The organism is Pseudomonas sp. (assembly GCF_026224925.1).
Lineage (GTDB): Bacteria > Pseudomonadota > Gammaproteobacteria > Pseudomonadales > Pseudomonadaceae > Aquipseudomonas.
On record NZ_JAMFRV010000623.1, the window covers coordinates 1 to 16,170 of the forward strand.

Genomic DNA, 16,170 nt, shown 5'->3' on the forward strand with positions numbered 1-16,170 from the left:
CGCGTCGCTGCCGCCCAATTGGTTGACGAATCGGCGGCCCAAGACCGTGAACCAATTCACGCCTTTGATATGGTCAGTCAACCGCAAGCTTTCTACATGGGGCAACGGATCGACCATTAAACCGATGTATTGGTTTGCCAATACATACTCCTGCGGAAAGTGCTGCTGACCGTCGTAGGGAAGCGTACACGCCAGCCCACCGTAGCCGTGTTCAGCGCTTACCTGATCGCACAAGAATTTAAGCCATCGCTCGTAACGCTGGGCGCCCTGGGGTTCAAGCAAAATCGTCCAGGGCAAAACCATCTTCAAACAGGAACGGTCAAAGGGTGCCTGACTCAAGGGGGTGTTCATGACGAACATCCTGTGTTCGGCAACTTGTTGCAACGTACCGCTGCCAATCGACCAAATGAACTGCTCATCCGGTGAACTTGCAAGAATCCTGCGGCGGCAATTGGCGAAACTACTGGCCGTCATTTTGCGCAGTGTTTTGTAAAACTGCCATTTAAGCTGAACTTTGAATGCCTCGCGAAACTCAGCAAAACATTCAGCAACACGCTGTTTAATTTCCGCAGTCTCCCCATGTTTAAAAAACAACGTAACGGTGAGACCAAGGCGAACGATAGGCTCACCTTTAAGAGAATTTATTGCAAATTTTGTGGCCTGATCCGTAAGCCTAGTCATAGGATTTACGTCATCAGAGGTTTGGTCTGACACGCCCTGTCCCCCTCAATCTGTAGTTTCTGACTGCGGAGACTGAACGGTCTTTCGAGGACGAGCAATACTCACTAATTAGTTTAGGAAATCAGCTACATAGATCAAGAATCGCCCTACAAAGATCCTACAAATTATACGTGCTTCAGCGCTTTTTTTGACCCCATGTCACAGCGAGGTAATGGATCTCGGGACTGTCGATACTGCCGATTTTTTTGCGCGTAAGCAGAAAACTCACCGCAGAGACTTCACTGCCAGCGGGATGTAGCGCAAATCTGTGTTAAAAAAGGCGGAGCCCCGCTCAGGCAAATCACTCGCAACCGTTGCAGCCCCGGACGCTGGGGGCAAATCGCGGCGATGCCGCCTAGTGGAAACAGAAACACAACCAAACAGATAAGTGCTATACCTTTGACCAGCAGGTCAATTTCTCTAACGAGAGAGCTGTACACACTTATGTATACCTTCAAACCAGAGGTAAATACTTAGTAAACTAACTATTCAAACACTCCATACGAAGATATAAGTGCAGGCAAAGCACCATCCGTCTATATTCGTTCGGAGTGCACATCAGTCGCCGCTCAGCCTCGTAACATAGGGCTCAGGCGCACCATATCCAACCCGGTGTCGACCAATTGCTCGGCATCAGCGCTCAGCGCGTAGCTATCCGGGATCAGTAGCCACTGACCGAGAATGCCATCGATATAGGCATGCAGACAGATCGATGCGCGGACCGTGTTCAACGTAGCTGGCAGCTGGCCCTTTCGGACGGCGTTGGCCAGAGTGGTGCCAATACGGTCATTACAATCACGTGTGGCAATTTGCCGCTGACGTCGTAAATCACACATTTCATCGGTAAATTCGCACTTATGAAACAGAATTTCATTTATGCGACGGGTTTTTGGATCCAGTGCAACTTGATGAAACAATTTTATAAGCAGCTCTCGCATGCAGCCCAGCGGGTCGACTTCGTCTTCGCTTTCGCCGGCTTTTGCCAGCTCTTCAAGGGGCTCATGAAGGCTGTCGAGCATCGCCTGAACCAAATCCGCTTTATTGCTGAAATGCCAATAGATAGCACCCCGGGTCACCCCCGCGAGCGCCGCGACGTCAGCAAGCGTGGTGCGCGCCACACCGCGATCATAAAAAGCTTTCTCGGCAGCTTCCAGAATCTGGCTTCGGGTTTCCTGAGCTTCCTCTTTGGTGCGACGAACCATGGCAGTAAAACCTCAATCAAGATGTCTCTGGCTTTCATTTCAATCACCAGAGACCGTACCGGGCAGCCTTTGTATTGCCTTGTCCCGGGCCTACAATTCCTACCCCGCCGTGCTGGATTGTCGCAGGCTTGGGTATTTACAAACAACCATGAACGTAAGTATATTCATTAGCATACTACTTATCTAGCCGAAATCGCTTTTTGCCCTTTTCACTTTCACGAGCAACTCACGCTCCTGACCCGAGGATTTTCATGCATTTCAAGCCAGCTGTTTCCGTTCTGGTTACCGCCGTTGCCTTGGCTTCACTGCTGAGCGGATGTAATCAAAAGCAAGAGGCGGCGTCTGCCCCACCACCTCCTCAGGTCGGAGTAGTCACCGTCAAAACTCAAGCCTACACCCAGGTTACTGACTTGCCGGGACGCACCACTGCATTCCGCATTGCTGAAGTCCGTCCTCAGGTTAACGGCATTATTCTCAAGCGCTTGTTTACCGAGGGTGGCGATGTCAAGGCGGGCGACCAGCTCTATCAAATTGACCCAGCCATCTATGAAGCGACCGCCAACAGCGCCAAGGCGACCTTACAGTCCGCCAAGTCGTTGTCTGATCGCTATAAGCAATTGGTCAATGAGCAAGCCGTAAGCCGTCAGGAATACGACACGGCGAGAGCCAGCAGCCTAGAAGCAGAGTCAGCCCTGCAAACCGCTCTAATCAATCTGCGCTACACCAAGGTTCTGGCCCCTATCTCGGGTCGTATTGGTCGCTCGGCCGTGACCGAAGGCGCTTTGGTCAACGCTGCCCAGACCGACGCAATGGCTGTTATTACCCAGCTTGATCCGATTTTCGTCGATGTCGCCCAATCGTCCGCAGACCTATTGAAACTGCGTCATCAATTGGAAAGCGGTCAACTGCAGAAGGCAGGTGACAACGCTGCTGTGGTCAGCCTGACACTGGAAGACAGCAGCAAGTACCCGCTGCAAGGCAAATTGGAATTTTCAGAAGTGTCGGTCGACCAAACCACGGGTTCGGTCACCCTGCGCGCTCGATTCCCTAACCCGAATCACACCTTACTGCCGGGCATGTTTGTTCACGCTCAATTGCAGGCGGGCGTTAATTCGGCAGCCATTCTAGTACCCCAGCAAGGTATTACCCGTGACCTGAAAGGCAGTCCAACAGCGTTGATCGTGAACGCAGACAACAAGGTTGAATTGCGTCAACTCACTGCTTCAACCACTACCGGCAGCGACTGGCTGGTTGATAGTGGTTTGAAACCAGGCGATCGAGTGATTACTGAAGGCTTGCAGTACGTCAAACCTGGTGCGGAAGTGAAAGCGACCGAGGCGACTAACGTCAGTCCAGCTAACCCGGCACCTGCACCGGCTACTGATAAAGCCGCGAGCAGTAAAGGGGAGTAATTCATGTCGAAATTTTTTATCGACCGGCCGATTTTCGCCTGGGTAATAGCCCTGATGATTATGTTGGTCGGGGCATTGGCAATTAAAACATTGCCAATCAACCAATATCCGGCCATTGCACCACCCGCGATCGCGATTTCGGTTACCTACCCAGGCGCCTCTGCACAGACCGTGCAGGACACCGTGGTTCAGGTAATCGAGCAGCAACTTAACGGTATCGACAACCTGCGTTACGTTGGCTCGGAAAGTAACTCCGACGGCAGCATGACCATCACCGCGACGTTCAACCAGGGCACAAGCCCGGACATCGCGCAGGTTCAAGTGCAGAACAAACTGAACCTGGCGACCCCCCTGCTTCCGCAAGAAGTGCAGCAACAAGGGATTCGCGTAACAAAGGCGGTGAAAAACTTCCTGCTGGTTATCGGCTTGGTGTCTGAAGATGGCAGCATGTCCAAGGATGACTTGGCCAACTACATTGTTTCGAACATGCAAGACCCTATCTCGCGAACCTCAGGGGTAGGTGACTTCCAGGTCTTCGGTGCGCAGTACGCCATGCGTATCTGGCTCGACCCAGCCAAACTGAACAACTTCCAGCTAACGCCGGTAGACGTGTCGGCAGCAGTTGCGGCGCAGAACGTGCAGATTTCTTCCGGTCAAATCGGCGGCCTTCCAGCACTTCCTGGTCAGCAACTGAACGCGACCATCATCGGCAAAACCCGTCTGCAAACCGCTGAACAGTTCAAAAACATCCTGCTCAAAGTGAACCTGGATGGTTCGCAGGTCCGGCTGGGTGATGTTGCCGATGTTGCTCTGGGTGGTGAAAACTACAGCGTCAGCGCACAGTTCAACGGCAAACCTGCTTCCGGTCTCGCCATCAAACTGGCGACCGGCGCCAACGCACTGGACACGTCTAAAGCGATCCGGGCTACGGTTGCTTCGCTAGAGCCGTTCTTCCCGCCTGGCATGAAAGCGGTTTACCCGTATGACACCACGCCAGTGATCACCGAATCGATTAGCGGTGTGGTTCACACCCTGATCGAAGCGATTGTCCTGGTGTTCCTGGTGATGTTCCTGTTCTTGCAGAACTTGCGCGCCACGCTGATTACTACCATGACCATCCCGGTCGTGCTGTTGGGTACCTTCGGTATCCTCGCGGCGGCAGGCTTCACCATCAACACCCTGACAATGTTCGGTGTGGTGTTGGCCATCGGCTTGCTGGTGGACGATGCGATTGTGGTGGTAGAGAACGTCGAGCGGGTGATGGCCGAGGAGCATCTCTCTCCCAGAGATGCCACGGTCAAATCCATGGTTCAGATTCAGGGCGCATTGGTCGGTATCGCGATGGTGTTGTCAGCAGTTCTGCTGCCCATGGCCTTCTTCGGCGGATCCACCGGTGTGATCTACAAGCAGTTCTCGATCACCATCGTTTCGGCCATGGCTCTCTCGGTACTGGTCGCACTGATCTTCACCCCAGCACTCTGTGCAACCATGCTTAAGCCAATCGACCAAGAGAAACACGGTCAGCCTAAACGCGGTTTCTTCGGTTGGTTCAACCGTAACTTCGACCGCGGCGTAGTCAGCTACGAGCGCGGCGTCGGCAACATGATCAAGCACAAGATCCCGGCGTTCCTGATTTATGTACTGATTGTCGCTGGGATGGTTTGGATGTTCACCCGCATCCCAAGCGCGTTCCTTCCGGAAGAGGACCAAGGGGTTATTTTCGCCCAAGTGCAGACCCCGGCAGGCTCAACCGCAGAACGTACTCAGGTCGTTCTCGACAAAATGCGCTCCTACTTGCTCGACAGTGAATCCTCGTCGGTGCAATCGGTGTTCACGGTAAACGGCTTCAACTTTGCCGGTCGCGGTCAAAGCTCGGGCTTGGCGTTTATCTTGCTGAAACCGTGGGATGAACGTCCTGGGTCGTCCAATAGCGTTTTCGAACTGGCCAAGCGTGCTCAGGCACACTTCTTCAGCTTCCGTGACTCGCTGACCTTCGCCGTGGTTCCGCCATCGGTACTTGAACTGGGTAACGCCACTGGTTTCGACTTCTACCTGCAAGATCAGGGTGGTGTCGGCCACACCAAGTTGATGGAAGCGCGTGCACAGTTCCTTGGGCTGGCTGCGCAAAGCAAGATCCTGGCAGGTGTCCGGCCTAACGGCTTGAACGATGAACCTCAGTTCCAACTGGTGATTGATGACGAACGCGCCAACGCCTTGGGTGTGACGACGACGAACATCAATACCACCTTGTCCGTTGCACTGGGTGGTAGCTACGTCAATGACTTCATCGACCGCGGTCGGGTCAAAAAGGTGTTCATTGAAGGTACAGCCAGCGCGCGGATGACGCCTGAAGACTTGAAGAAGTGGTACGTGCGCAGTGCGACCGGCACCATGGTTCCATTTGCTTCGTTTGCCTCCGGCACATGGGTTTACGGCTCACCGAAACTGTCGCGTTACAACGGCGTAACGGCTGAAGAAATACTCGGTACACCGGCGCCGGGTTACAGTACTGGCCAAGCAATGGATGAAGTTGAAAGGCTTGCCAAGCAACTTCCGGCGGGTATTGGCTACTCATGGACCGGTTTGTCCTACGAGGAGCGTCTGTCGGGGTCTCAAGCGCCAACGTTGTATGCCCTTTCGCTGCTGATCGTGTTCCTCTGTCTGGCGGCCTTGTATGAAAGTTGGTCGATTCCGATCGCGGTCATGCTCGTGGTGCCATTGGGGGTTATCGGTGCGTTGATGGCCACCAGTTTGCGAGGGTTGTCCAACGACGTGTTCTTCCAGGTAGGCTTGTTGGTAACGGTCGGGTTGTCGGCGAAAAACGCCATTCTGATCGTCGAATTTGCCAAAGAGCTGCACGAACAGGGCAAGAGCTACACAGAAGCTGCGATCGAAGCATGTCGGATGCGTCTGCGACCGATTGTGATGACGTCTGCGGCGTTTATCCTCGGCGTGGTTCCCTTGGCCATCTCCACCGGAGCAGGCTCTGGCAGTCAGCACTCGATCGGTACCGGGGTAATCGGCGGTATGATTACCGCGACTGTTCTGGCAATCTTCTGGGTGCCATTGTTCTTCGTTTCGGTGTCCTCGCTGTTCAAGACCAAACAGAAAAAAATCCCACACGATGAGGCTGGCCAATGAGCAAGTCCCTGATCTCTCTGGCAGTCGCCGCGTTCATTCTTAGCGGCTGCTCGTTGATCCCTGATTACATGCAGCCGGCGGCGCCGATTCCTGCACAATATCCGCAAGGTCCGGCGTATTCGCCGACCGAAGCGGCCAATGTCGCAGCGGCCGAGCAAGGCTGGCGTCAATTCTTCAAGGATCAGGCTTTGCAACAGCTGATTCAGACGTCGCTGGTCAACAACCGTGATCTGCGTGTCGCGGCACTGAATATCGATGCCTACCGTGCGCAGTACCGTATCCAGCGTGCCGATCTGTACCCAGCGGTTTCGGCTAATGGCAGTGCTGCCCGTTCGCGCACCCCGGCCGACTTGTCGCAGACCGGTAAAGCGACTGTAGGTGGTGAGTATTCAGCGACGCTGGGCATCAGCGCCTATGAGTTGGACCTGTTTGGTCGCGTTCGTAGCCTGAGCCAACAAGCGTTGGAGACGTATTTCTCCAGCGAAGAAGCGCGCCGCACTACCCAGATCAGTCTGGTGGCCAACGTGGCAAATGCTTACTTGACTTGGGTTGCGGATAAAGAGCAGCTCAAACTGACTCAAGACACGCTGAAGGCGTTCGAGGAGAGCTACAAGCTCACCTTGCGCACCAGCGAAGTCGGTGTGTCGTCGGCTCTAGACTTGGCGCAGTCGCGCACCTCGGTCGAAAGCGCTCGGGTCAAGCTCGCGCAGTATCAACGCTTGGTTGCTCAAGACGTGAACAGCCTGACATTGCTTTTGGGCACTGGCCTGCCAGCAGATCTGCCCGCGAGCCAGCCGCTCAGTACTGACGTCCTTGCCGAAATGCCGGCGGGTATGCCGTCGGACTTGCTGCAACGTCGCCCCGACATCCTTGCAGCAGAGCATCAGCTCAAGGCTGCTAACGCCAACATTGGCGCGGCCCGTGCAGCATTCTTCCCGAGCATCAGCCTGACTGCCAGCGCCGGTACCGGTAGCTCTGAGCTGTCCGGCCTGTTCAAGGGCGGTTCTGGCACATGGTTGTTCCAGCCGCAGATTAACCTGCCAATCTTCAACGCCGGCAGCCTGCGTGCAAGCCTGGATTACTCAAAAATCCAAAAAGACATCGGTGTCGCCAACTACGAAAAAACCATTCAGACCGCGTTCCAGGAAGTCTCTGACGGCTTGGCTTCACGCCAAACCTTCAACGAACAACTCCAGGCGCAACGTGATTTCGTGACCGCTAACCAGGACTACTACCGGTTGGCTGAACGTCGCTATCGTATCGGCATCGACAGCAACCTGACCTTCCTCGACGCTCAGCGCCAGTTGTTCAGTGCGCAGCAGTCGTTGATCAGTGATCGCCTGTCGCAGCTAACCAGTGAAGTTAATCTGTACAAGGCATTGGGCGGCGGTTGGTACGAACAAACCGCCAAACAAAACAAACCTGTCACCGGCGACGTTCCTGAAACCAGACTGTTCTAGTTTCTACGCTGCATGAAAAAACCCACCGATTGGTGGGTTTTTTTATGGGGATATAAAAGGCTTAGGCCTATCCGCTAACCAGCGGGAGTATGTTGACTGCTAACGGGGCAGGATCAACTGTTAGCGCTGAGGAGGCGGAAACCGATGAGTTAAGATCCCGCGGATCAACTGTGCGGCGTTGTGCCCAGTCGACGAGATTCTTCGGGCGATAATCTGAAATTTTCCGCCATCGATCAAAAACGGATGAATCGATTGTTTCGTTGATGGTGGTCGTGACATTCGTCGTCGTGTCGATTGGTTCAGCACTGATCGTTCGATAGAAGGGTTTATTCACGGTTAGCAACTTGTAAATGCCACCTGCCATTTCAGCGTAGGAGTCTCGGATGAGACAGGTATTTGCGTCTCCATCGAGAACAACGTTGTCGGTAAAAACAAGCCCGTGAGCAACGGCTTTGTCCATCAGCCATTTCAAAGGAATCTGTGCCAGCAAATCGTTTTCGTACCCTCCCCCGACGTTGGCATGTGCACCTACAAACCAACGCTGCTCAACGTAATCCATCGACCGAGGTGCAGGGCCCGCAACTTCTTTCGGTGTGCTTTTTGTCCACAGTGTTGGAGCAAAAGCTTTGCGATGTTCATCGATCGCCAGTGCATGATAGGCATGCGAGTCATTGATTCGTAGATCCGTTTCGAGAAAGGCGAAATCTTTGCTGCTCGCATTAGGCAACCAGGGCAGAGGTACGCCGAGAGCACCAACAGTGTCCCACACGCCTTGAAACCAGAGCGGAATCGAACGAGAGTACGTTTTGATCCAACGATCTTCCGGCAATAATTCACTATCGGTTACATGGGCCAATTTGAGAATAGAGGTTGCATCGCCCCGGCGATAGCGGGCATACAGTTGCTTCATCGATACAGGCGAGCCTTGTTTGAGAAGTCCGCATTTTGAGATAAAGCCAGCCAGGCTACGTGCCGTGAATGCACCGCGACTGAATCCAAAAATGAATATCTGCGCACCCACCTCATAATGATCAACCAGCCACTCGTAGGCACTCTCCACCTCTTCATTGAGACCAATACCGAACAGGCCACCGGTAAGCCGTTGCCCCGCCTGCGTGCCGACTCCAGCACTGTAATAGCAAAGCTGTTCGGGCGTTTTTGCACAGAGTGATTTCATGCGAAAGACGTTGGTATTGTCGTCGACAGTATTCCAAGTACCGTCGAGAAACAGGGCAATGCGTTTGACACCAGACATGACGTGATTCCTTTCAACGTGATTGAGCATGCGGTTGCCTTTAACAGGCCCAAGCATTAGATGCTCACCCCAATCTTACGTCTATATGTCAGAGGGCCTCATAACACAACCGTTCGCCCACAAGCCGGCGCCTACAAAGGGTGCTAGTCCTGACCCCGATTCGGTGGGAGCGAACTTGTTCGCGAATACAACACCGCAGTGTTTCAGAAAAACCGAGCCGCCGGCTTCCCGAACAAAGCTACGCGCCCCGGTTGGTCCCACAGATTTTCGACATGGCGCTGGACCTGCGTAGTCCATAAATCGCCTGTAGCCAACGTGTTGGCGAAGCTCAACTCAACAAAAATTCCCGCACATGGCTGGTGAACACATCCCCCGCTTCCACGTTCGAAAGGTGCGCGGCGTGAACTTCTTCGATCAGTGACTGCGCAATGTGCTCATTGAGAAACCGCCCGCCTACAGGTGGGGTTACCGCGTCATGAATGCCGGAGATCACTAATGTCGGCGCGCTGATTAAATTCAAGTGTTCGCGAAAGTCTGCGTCGCGCACGGCGGCGCAGCTGGCGGCATAGCCTTCGGGTGACGTAACGGCGAGCATATCTGTGATGCGTTTGACCGTGTCCGGGTTGGCTGCTGAGAAGTCCGGAGTGAACCAGCGTGCGATTGACGCATCACGCAACGCGACCATCGCCGCAACCCCGCCGCGTTGAACAGTTTCAATGCGCGGGTTCCACATTTCAGGGCCGCCTATTTTCGCCGCGGTGTTACACAGCACCAACTTGTGCAACCGGTCGTTGGCGTGAATCCCCAGCCACTGACCGATCAGGCCACCCATGGACAACCCACAGAAATGCGCCTGGCGAATCGCCAGTCCATCCAACAACGTCAACACATCGAGCCCGAGCTGTCGGATGGTGTAGGGACCTGGGGTTACTAGCGAGCGACCGTGCCCCCGAGTGTCATAACGCAACACCCGGAAGTACTTGATGAAGGTCGGCATCTGGGTGTCCCACATGTCCAGATTGGTGCCCAGAGAGTTGGACAACACCAGAACCGGCGCATCTTCTGGACCTTCAAGTTGATAATGCAACTCACCATCGCCGAGTTGTAAAAATGCCATTACAGTCTCCGTCACTTACACGTGGTGTCTGAAAGACGCGCGCCAAAGGGCAGCGCGCAGCTGGATCAATGATCGTTGTGCAGGTAAGAGGGTTGTTTCGGCAAGCGCAAACTGAACAGGAAGGCGACCGCCATCATGACCGTCACGTACCAGTAAAAGCTATTCTCCATACCCACGCTCTTGAGACTCAACGCGACGTATTCAGCCGAGCCACCAAAGATGGCGTTGGCGACAGCGTACGCCAGCCCTACACCTAAGGCGCGAACTTGTGGCGGAAACATTTCAGCCTTCACCAAGCCGCTGATCGAGGTGTAAAAGCTGACAATCGCCAAGGCGAACGTAATTAACCCGAACGCGATGAACGGATTGGTGGTTGTCTTGAGCGTCATCAGGATCGGTACGGTGCAGATCGTGCCAAGCGCGCCGAACCACAGCATCGAGCTACGACGACCGATTTTGTCCGCCAGCATGCCGAACAATGGCTGCATGCACATGTAGAGGAACAGCACGCAGGTCATGATGTAACTGGCGGTTTTAGGGGTCATACCACCGGTGTTCACCAGGTATTTCTGCATGTAAGTAGTAAAGGTGTAGAAAATCAGCGAGCCGCCCGCGGTGTAGCCCAATACGGTGATGAATGCCGCTTTGTGATCGCGGAACAAGGCCGAAATACTGCCGGCATCTTTGTCCTTACGCATTTCTGCACTGCTGGTTTCTTTGAGCGTGCGACGCAGGAACAACGAAATCAACGCTGCGATGGCGCCAATCACAAACGGAATCCGCCAGCCATAAGCTTTCAACTCATCAGCGTCGAGGAATTGTTGAAGGATCACCACCGTCAACACCGCCAACAATTGTCCGCCGATCAACGTCACGTATTGGAACGAACCGAAAAAACCACGCTGGCCTCTGAGGGCGATTTCGCTCATATAGGTCGCCGTGGTGCCGTATTCGCCGCCCACTGACAAGCCTTGAAACAACCGCGCCACCAACAACAGCGCAGGGGCCCATGCGCCAATAGAGGCATAAGTGGGCAGACAGGCGATGACCAGTGAGCCGGCGCACATCATCAATACCGAAATCATCATCGAGTTTTTGCGGCCATGTTTGTCAGCCACTCGACCAAACAACCAGCCGCCAATCGGACGCATCAAGAAACCCGCGGCAAATACACCGGCGGTGTTCAGCAGTTGAACAGTCGGATCGTCAGACGGGAAAAACGCGGGCGCAAAGTAAATCGCGCAAAAAGCGTAAACGTAAAAATCGAACCACTCAACCAGGTTGCCCGATGAGGCACCGACGATGGCGAAGATGCGCTTTTTGCGTTCTTCCGAGGTGTAATGTGCTGGCTCGGGTATGGCTGTAGTTGTTGTTGTCATTTAAAGCTCACTCTGAGGGGGTCACTGCCCCCATTCTAGACATATTCTGTTACCGACCCACGCCACAAAACGCAAACATCCAGAACAAGTTGCGCCTTAGTTGAATCAGGCCTTGTTCTGGATAGTTGTAAGCGGCGAGATCAGACGCGTTCGATCGCTAACGCCACTCCTTGGCCGACACCGACGCACATAGTTGCAAGAGCCTTCTGACCACCGGCTTTTTCCAGTTGATGCAGTGCGGTCAGCACCAGGCGCGCGCCGCTCATGCCCAGTGGGTGCCCCAGCGCAATTGCGCCACCGTTGGGGTTCACCTGCGGTGCATCGTCGGCGATACCCAGCCCACGCAACACCGCCAGGCCTTGGCTGGCAAACGCTTCGTTAAGCTCGATCACATCAAAATCAGTGACTGCCAAGCCCAAACGCTCGACCAATTTACGGACCGCAGGCACCGGGCCAATGCCCATTACCCGGGGCGCGACGGCGGCGCTGGCCATACCCAGAACGCGGGCACGGGCAGTCAAACCGTGTTTCTTCACTGCTTCGGCAGACGCCAGAATCATTGCTGCCGCGCCGTCATTGACGCCGGAGGCATTGCCGGCGGTGACGGTTTTGTCTGCGCCGTTGACCGGTTTAAGCTTGGCCAATGTCTCAAGGCTGGTGTCAGCCCGCAGGTGTTCATCCTGAGCGACGACTGTTTCACCTTTTTTATGGGCAATACGCACCGGCACAATTTCTTCGTCGAAAAAACCAGCGGCCTGAGCAATGGCTGCCTTCTGCTGACTGCGCAACGCAAAGGCATCCTGATCGGCGCGGGAAATCCCGTAATCCTCGGCCACGTTATCGCCTGTCTGCGGCATGGAATCGACGCCGTATTGGGCCTTCATCAACGGGTTGATAAAACGCCAGCCAATCGTGGTGTCTTCCAGCTTCATGTTGCGAGAGAACGCCGCATCCGCTTTACCCATGACAAAAGGCGCGCGAGACATGGACTCGACGCCACCGGCAATCGCCAACTCTATTTCGCCACTGGCGATAGCTCGAAACGCACTGCCAACAGCGTCCATTCCCGATGCGCATAGCCGGTTAAGGGTGACACCCGGAACACTTTCCGGCAGGCCAGCGAGCAACGCCGCCATTCGCGCAACGTTGCGATTGTCCTCACCGGCCTGGTTAGCGCAGCCGAAAAAAACTTCGTCAACCTGACTCCAATCCACTGTGGGATTGCGCTCCATCAATGCCTTAATCGGCACGGCGGCCAAATCATCAGCGCGCACCGTTGACAGGCCGCCACCAAATCGGCCGATGGGTGTACGGATCGCATCGCAGATATAAACGTCGCGCATCATGCTTCTCCTGGCGCCTGACCGTGAGCGGCAGCGGTACGCGCTTCCAGGTCACGCAGAGCAGTCAATTCAATGTCGGAAGGGACGTCCGAATACACGACATTCTCGGCAAAGCGCACTTCCCAACCGGTGGCAGCGATAACTTGCTCGCGAGTCACACCGGGGTGCAACGTGGTGACCACGAATTCATGAGTAACGGCCTCGGGCTCCATGATGCACAGGTCAGTAATGATCCCTACCGGACCGGCGCCTGGCAGGCCCAGCTTCTTGCGAGAGTCGCCGCCTTGGCCGTGACCGACCGACGTAATGAAGTCGAGTTTGTTAACGAATGCCCGTGCCGATTGCTTGAGGATGATCAACACCGATTTCGCCGAACCGGCAATTTCCGGCGCACCGCCCGCACCCGGCAAACGGACTTTAGGGTTGTGGTAGTCACCGACCACCGTGGTGTTGATATTGCCAAAACGGTCGACCTGAGCCGCGCCGAGGAAACCAACGTCTACTCGACCACCTTGCAACCAGTAACGAAAAATCTCACTGGTGGACACCACGGTATCGGCGGTCTCCGCCAGCTCACCGTCACCAATCGACAGCGGCAAAACCGTCGGCTTGGCGCCAATCGGGCCGGACTCATAGATCAGCACTACGTCGGGCGAGGAAGTCAGCCGCGCCAAGTTCGCTGCTTTGGAAGGCAGGCCAATGCCCACAAAGCACACCGAGCCATTTTTCAATCGACGGGCTGCAGCGACCGTCATCATTTCATTGGTTGTGTAGGTCATTATTTAGCCTCCGATGTGTTGGCCAGGCGGGCTTTGAACTCACCGAAGTCAGCAGTGCCATGAATATATTCTGCGATCCACGCGGTAAAACTTTCGCGATCTCGGGCAATGGCATCCCATGCCTGGTAGAAACGGTTATCACGCTCGTAGTAACCATGGGCATAGGAGGGATGAGCGCCGCCAGGCACCAGGCACACAGCGCTCAAGGCCCACGTGGGTAATACGCAGGCGTTCATTGGCGCATTCAGGTTGTCGACGATCTCTTCGACGGTAACGATGCAGCGTTTGGCCGCCAACGCTGCTTCTTTCTGCACACCAAGAATGCCCCACAGCAACACGTTGCCTTTGCGGTCAGCCTTCTGTGCGTGAATCACGGTCACATCCGGGCGCACCGCCGGGACTGCCGCCAGCACTTCGCCGGTGAATGGGCAGGTCACCGTTTTGATCAGCGGATTCACTTTTGGCAGGTCGGAGCCTGCATAAGCACGCAGTACCGCGAACGGCAGCCCGGAGGCACCGGCGACATATGAGTTGGCAAGGTCGGCGTGACTGTGCTCTTCGATTTCCATCGCGTGCGGCCATTGCTTTTCCACCGCATCACGCAAGCGGTGCAACGAGCCCACACCCGGATTGCCGCCCCACGAGAAAATCAGTTTTTTCGCGCAACCGGCGCCGATCAGTTGGTCGTAAATCAGGTCGGGGGTCATGCGGACTAACGTCAGGTCTTTTTTACCCTGACGGATAATTTCGTGGCCGGCCGCGCTAGGGATCAAATGGGTGAAGCCTTCCAGTGCAACGGTGTCGCCATCGTTGACGAATTGCTTCACGGCATCGTGCAAAGAAATAATTTCAGCCATGGAGGTGCTCCCGAACTCAACATCACAATCGATAAATAGCGCAAACGGCGGCGCTGGATTGCAAATGAGGTTATGCCTGAGCGCAGGGGCAAACAATCCGATAATCGACTAACTGTTCGGTAATCGCCCCAATTGTTCCGACAATTTCACATTCGGATTCAATTCAGGTGAACAGCTGGGTGCTCAGGTCGCGACTGGCGTCCAGCATGATCGGCAAAAACCGCTGCTCCAGTTCGTTACGTGTGACACGCCCGGCGCTGGTGCTGACATTGAGCGCAGCCAACACTTGGCCTGAAGCATCATAAACCGGCACCGCAATCGAACGCAGCCCTTGTTCCAGCTCTTGATCAACGATGCACCACCCTTGCTGACGAACGTGCTGCAAACACTCCATCAACGCCTCTGGCGTGGACAACGTGCGGCTGGTTTTCGGTTGTAGGTCGACGTGATCGAGGTATTCATGCAGAGAAACATCGTCCAGCGCTGCCAATAAAATACGGCCCATGGACGTGCAATAGGCTGGCAGTCGCCCACCCACTGACAAATCCACTGAGATCAAGCGCTGGGTGGTCGCCGAGCGAGCGATGTACAAGATGTCGTCGCCCTCAAGCGTGGCCATATTGCAGGCTTCGTGCAATTGGTCACTCATGCGGTCCAGGTACGGTTGAGCGGAAATCGCCAGTGGTGTCGATGACAGATACGCGTGCCCCAGCGTCAGCACCTTCGGCAGGAGAGAATACGCCCGACCGTCACAGGTCGCGTAACCCAGCTTGATCAGTGTATGCAGACAGCGTCGTACGGCGGCCCGGGGGATTTCAGTGCGATGGCTGATCTGTGCAATAGTCAGTTGGCGCTTACGCTCCTGAAACGCGTGAATAACCGCCAAGCCACGCGCCAGCGAAGTCATGAAATCCGGATCACCGGTTAACGCCTGAATTCGTTTAGCTGGCGACGCGACGATGGGCGGAGCCAGCGAAGCAAAAGAATTTCGCAGTTGATCGTTCATCCTGTTACCGCCTGTCATTGCCCTCTCAGGCAGGATTTATAGCTGTTCAAGACAGATATATGAAGCATTGCCATACTCACATTGGGCGATTATCGAACCAACGGGCGATAATCGCAATTGACCCGTGCGCAAGATCCTTATACCTTTCACACGCCATTAAAGTGGCTTCTTGGAATTACTGGTCAGGTACCCACGAGAAGTCCCTCGGCACGGCCTTGCCCACGAAGCGAGGCCGTTTTATTTCCGCACCGCTCGCGACACTGCCCGTAATACAAACACCGAATCCGGATATCCAAACTTCTATTGATACTGCACATGTCCGAACTTCGGAACTGCGTCACAAGAAATGCCGGTACAGATAGAAATCTTCTCGTAACAAACTCGCACATAGAGTTGACGCCGCCCCGCATCTTCGAGATAGTGTACTTCGTTCGACTGGCTATAAAGCCCCGCCGTGATTGACCCTCCACTGCGCTAAGCGTGGACCCAATCACCGAGC

12 protein-coding genes are annotated in these 16,170 nt (G+C 54.8%); 3 read left to right on the forward strand and 9 right to left on the reverse strand.

Going from position 1 to position 16,170, the window contains the following annotated elements:
- On the reverse strand, positions 1-714 hold a 714-nt coding region (locus tag M0974_RS25890), incomplete at its 3' end, for a type VI immunity family protein (RefSeq protein WP_297843810.1).
- 575 nt (positions 715-1,289) lie between these two features.
- Entirely contained in the window at positions 1,290-1,922 is a 633-nt protein-coding gene (locus tag M0974_RS25895; RefSeq protein ID WP_297843811.1) for a TetR family transcriptional regulator, read from the reverse strand.
- 251 nt (positions 1,923-2,173) lie between these two features.
- Between M0974_RS25895 and M0974_RS25900 the strand changes: the two genes are divergently transcribed.
- From M0974_RS25900 to adeC, 3 genes are read left to right on the forward strand one after another with little or no spacing between them, the layout of a single operon-like run.
- Positions 2,174-3,334 carry an efflux RND transporter periplasmic adaptor subunit gene (locus M0974_RS25900; protein ID WP_297843813.1) on the forward strand — a complete coding sequence of 387 codons (1,161 nt, stop codon included), beginning with the start codon at positions 2,174-2,176 and terminating at the stop codon, positions 3,332-3,334.
- Positions 3,335-3,337: 3 nt separating this feature from the next.
- Positions 3,338-6,475: an efflux RND transporter permease subunit gene (locus tag M0974_RS25905; RefSeq protein ID WP_297843814.1), complete on the forward strand. Its 3,138-nt coding sequence runs from the start codon at positions 3,338-3,340 to the stop codon at positions 6,473-6,475.
- Positions 6,472-7,935: an AdeC/AdeK/OprM family multidrug efflux complex outer membrane factor gene (adeC, locus tag M0974_RS25910; protein ID WP_297843817.1), complete on the forward strand. Its 1,464-nt coding sequence runs from the start codon at positions 6,472-6,474 to the stop codon at positions 7,933-7,935. The genes M0974_RS25905 and adeC overlap by 4 nt, the downstream gene beginning before the upstream one ends.
- A gap of 67 nt (positions 7,936-8,002) precedes the next feature.
- On the opposite strand, the gene M0974_RS25915 is transcribed toward adeC, so the two are convergent.
- The 7 genes from M0974_RS25915 to pcaR all read right to left on the reverse strand — a co-directional run bounded on the left by M0974_RS25915 (position 8,003) and on the right by pcaR (position 15,671).
- The gene (locus M0974_RS25915; RefSeq protein WP_297843820.1) at positions 8,003-9,190 is read right to left on the reverse strand and encodes a DUF2235 domain-containing protein; all 1,188 of its coding nucleotides are present in this window, start codon (positions 9,188-9,190) and stop codon (positions 8,003-8,005) included.
- A gap of 328 nt (positions 9,191-9,518) precedes the next feature.
- Complete coding sequence (gene pcaD / locus M0974_RS25920; protein WP_297843823.1) at positions 9,519-10,307, reverse strand: 3-oxoadipate enol-lactonase; 789 nt, start codon at positions 10,305-10,307, stop codon at positions 9,519-9,521.
- Positions 10,308-10,372: 65 nt separating this feature from the next.
- On the reverse strand, positions 10,373-11,686 hold the full coding sequence (locus M0974_RS25925) for an MFS family transporter (protein ID WP_297843825.1): 1,314 nt from the start codon (positions 11,684-11,686) through the stop codon (positions 10,373-10,375).
- A gap of 140 nt (positions 11,687-11,826) precedes the next feature.
- Positions 11,827-13,032 (reverse strand): 3-oxoadipyl-CoA thiolase, encoded by a 1,206-nt coding sequence (gene pcaF / locus M0974_RS25930; RefSeq protein WP_297843827.1) that lies wholly within the window; start codon positions 13,030-13,032, stop codon positions 11,827-11,829.
- Positions 13,029-13,811, reverse strand: coding sequence for a CoA-transferase subunit beta (locus M0974_RS25935; protein WP_297843836.1), 783 nt, complete (start codon positions 13,809-13,811; stop codon positions 13,029-13,031). Before M0974_RS25935 ends, pcaF begins: the two co-directional genes overlap by 4 nt.
- Positions 13,808-14,665: a CoA transferase subunit A gene (locus M0974_RS25940; protein WP_297843830.1), complete on the reverse strand. Its 858-nt coding sequence runs from the start codon at positions 14,663-14,665 to the stop codon at positions 13,808-13,810. The genes M0974_RS25935 and M0974_RS25940 overlap by 4 nt, the downstream gene beginning before the upstream one ends.
- 163 nt (positions 14,666-14,828) lie before the next feature.
- The gene (gene pcaR, locus M0974_RS25945) at positions 14,829-15,671 is read right to left on the reverse strand and encodes a pca regulon transcriptional regulator PcaR (RefSeq protein WP_297843833.1); all 843 of its coding nucleotides are present in this window, start codon (positions 15,669-15,671) and stop codon (positions 14,829-14,831) included.
- Between the last annotated feature and the right edge of the window lie 499 nt (positions 15,672-16,170).

Excerpts from the sequence above, each read along its gene's own strand:
- M0974_RS25915 (WP_297843820.1), bottom strand. The coding sequence starts at position 9,190 with ATGTCTGGTGTCAAACGCATTGCCCTGTTTCTCGACGGTACTTGGAAT.
- pcaD (WP_297843823.1), bottom strand. The coding sequence starts at position 10,307 with ATGGCATTTTTACAACTCGGCGATGGTGAGTTGCATTATCAACTTGAA.
- M0974_RS25900 (WP_297843813.1), top strand. The coding sequence starts at position 2,174 with ATGCATTTCAAGCCAGCTGTTTCCGTTCTGGTTACCGCCGTTGCCTTG.
- M0974_RS25905 (WP_297843814.1), top strand. The coding sequence starts at position 3,338 with ATGTCGAAATTTTTTATCGACCGGCCGATTTTCGCCTGGGTAATAGCC.
- M0974_RS25925 (WP_297843825.1), bottom strand. The coding sequence starts at position 11,686 with ATGACAACAACAACTACAGCCATACCCGAGCCAGCACATTACACCTCG.
- M0974_RS25895 (WP_297843811.1), bottom strand. The coding sequence starts at position 1,922 with ATGGTTCGTCGCACCAAAGAGGAAGCTCAGGAAACCCGAAGCCAGATT.
- pcaR (WP_297843833.1), bottom strand. The coding sequence starts at position 15,671 with ATGAACGATCAACTGCGAAATTCTTTTGCTTCGCTGGCTCCGCCCATC.
- M0974_RS25940 (WP_297843830.1), bottom strand. The coding sequence starts at position 14,665 with ATGGCTGAAATTATTTCTTTGCACGATGCCGTGAAGCAATTCGTCAAC.
- adeC (WP_297843817.1), top strand. The coding sequence starts at position 6,472 with ATGAGCAAGTCCCTGATCTCTCTGGCAGTCGCCGCGTTCATTCTTAGC.
- pcaF (WP_297843827.1), bottom strand. The coding sequence starts at position 13,032 with ATGATGCGCGACGTTTATATCTGCGATGCGATCCGTACACCCATCGGC.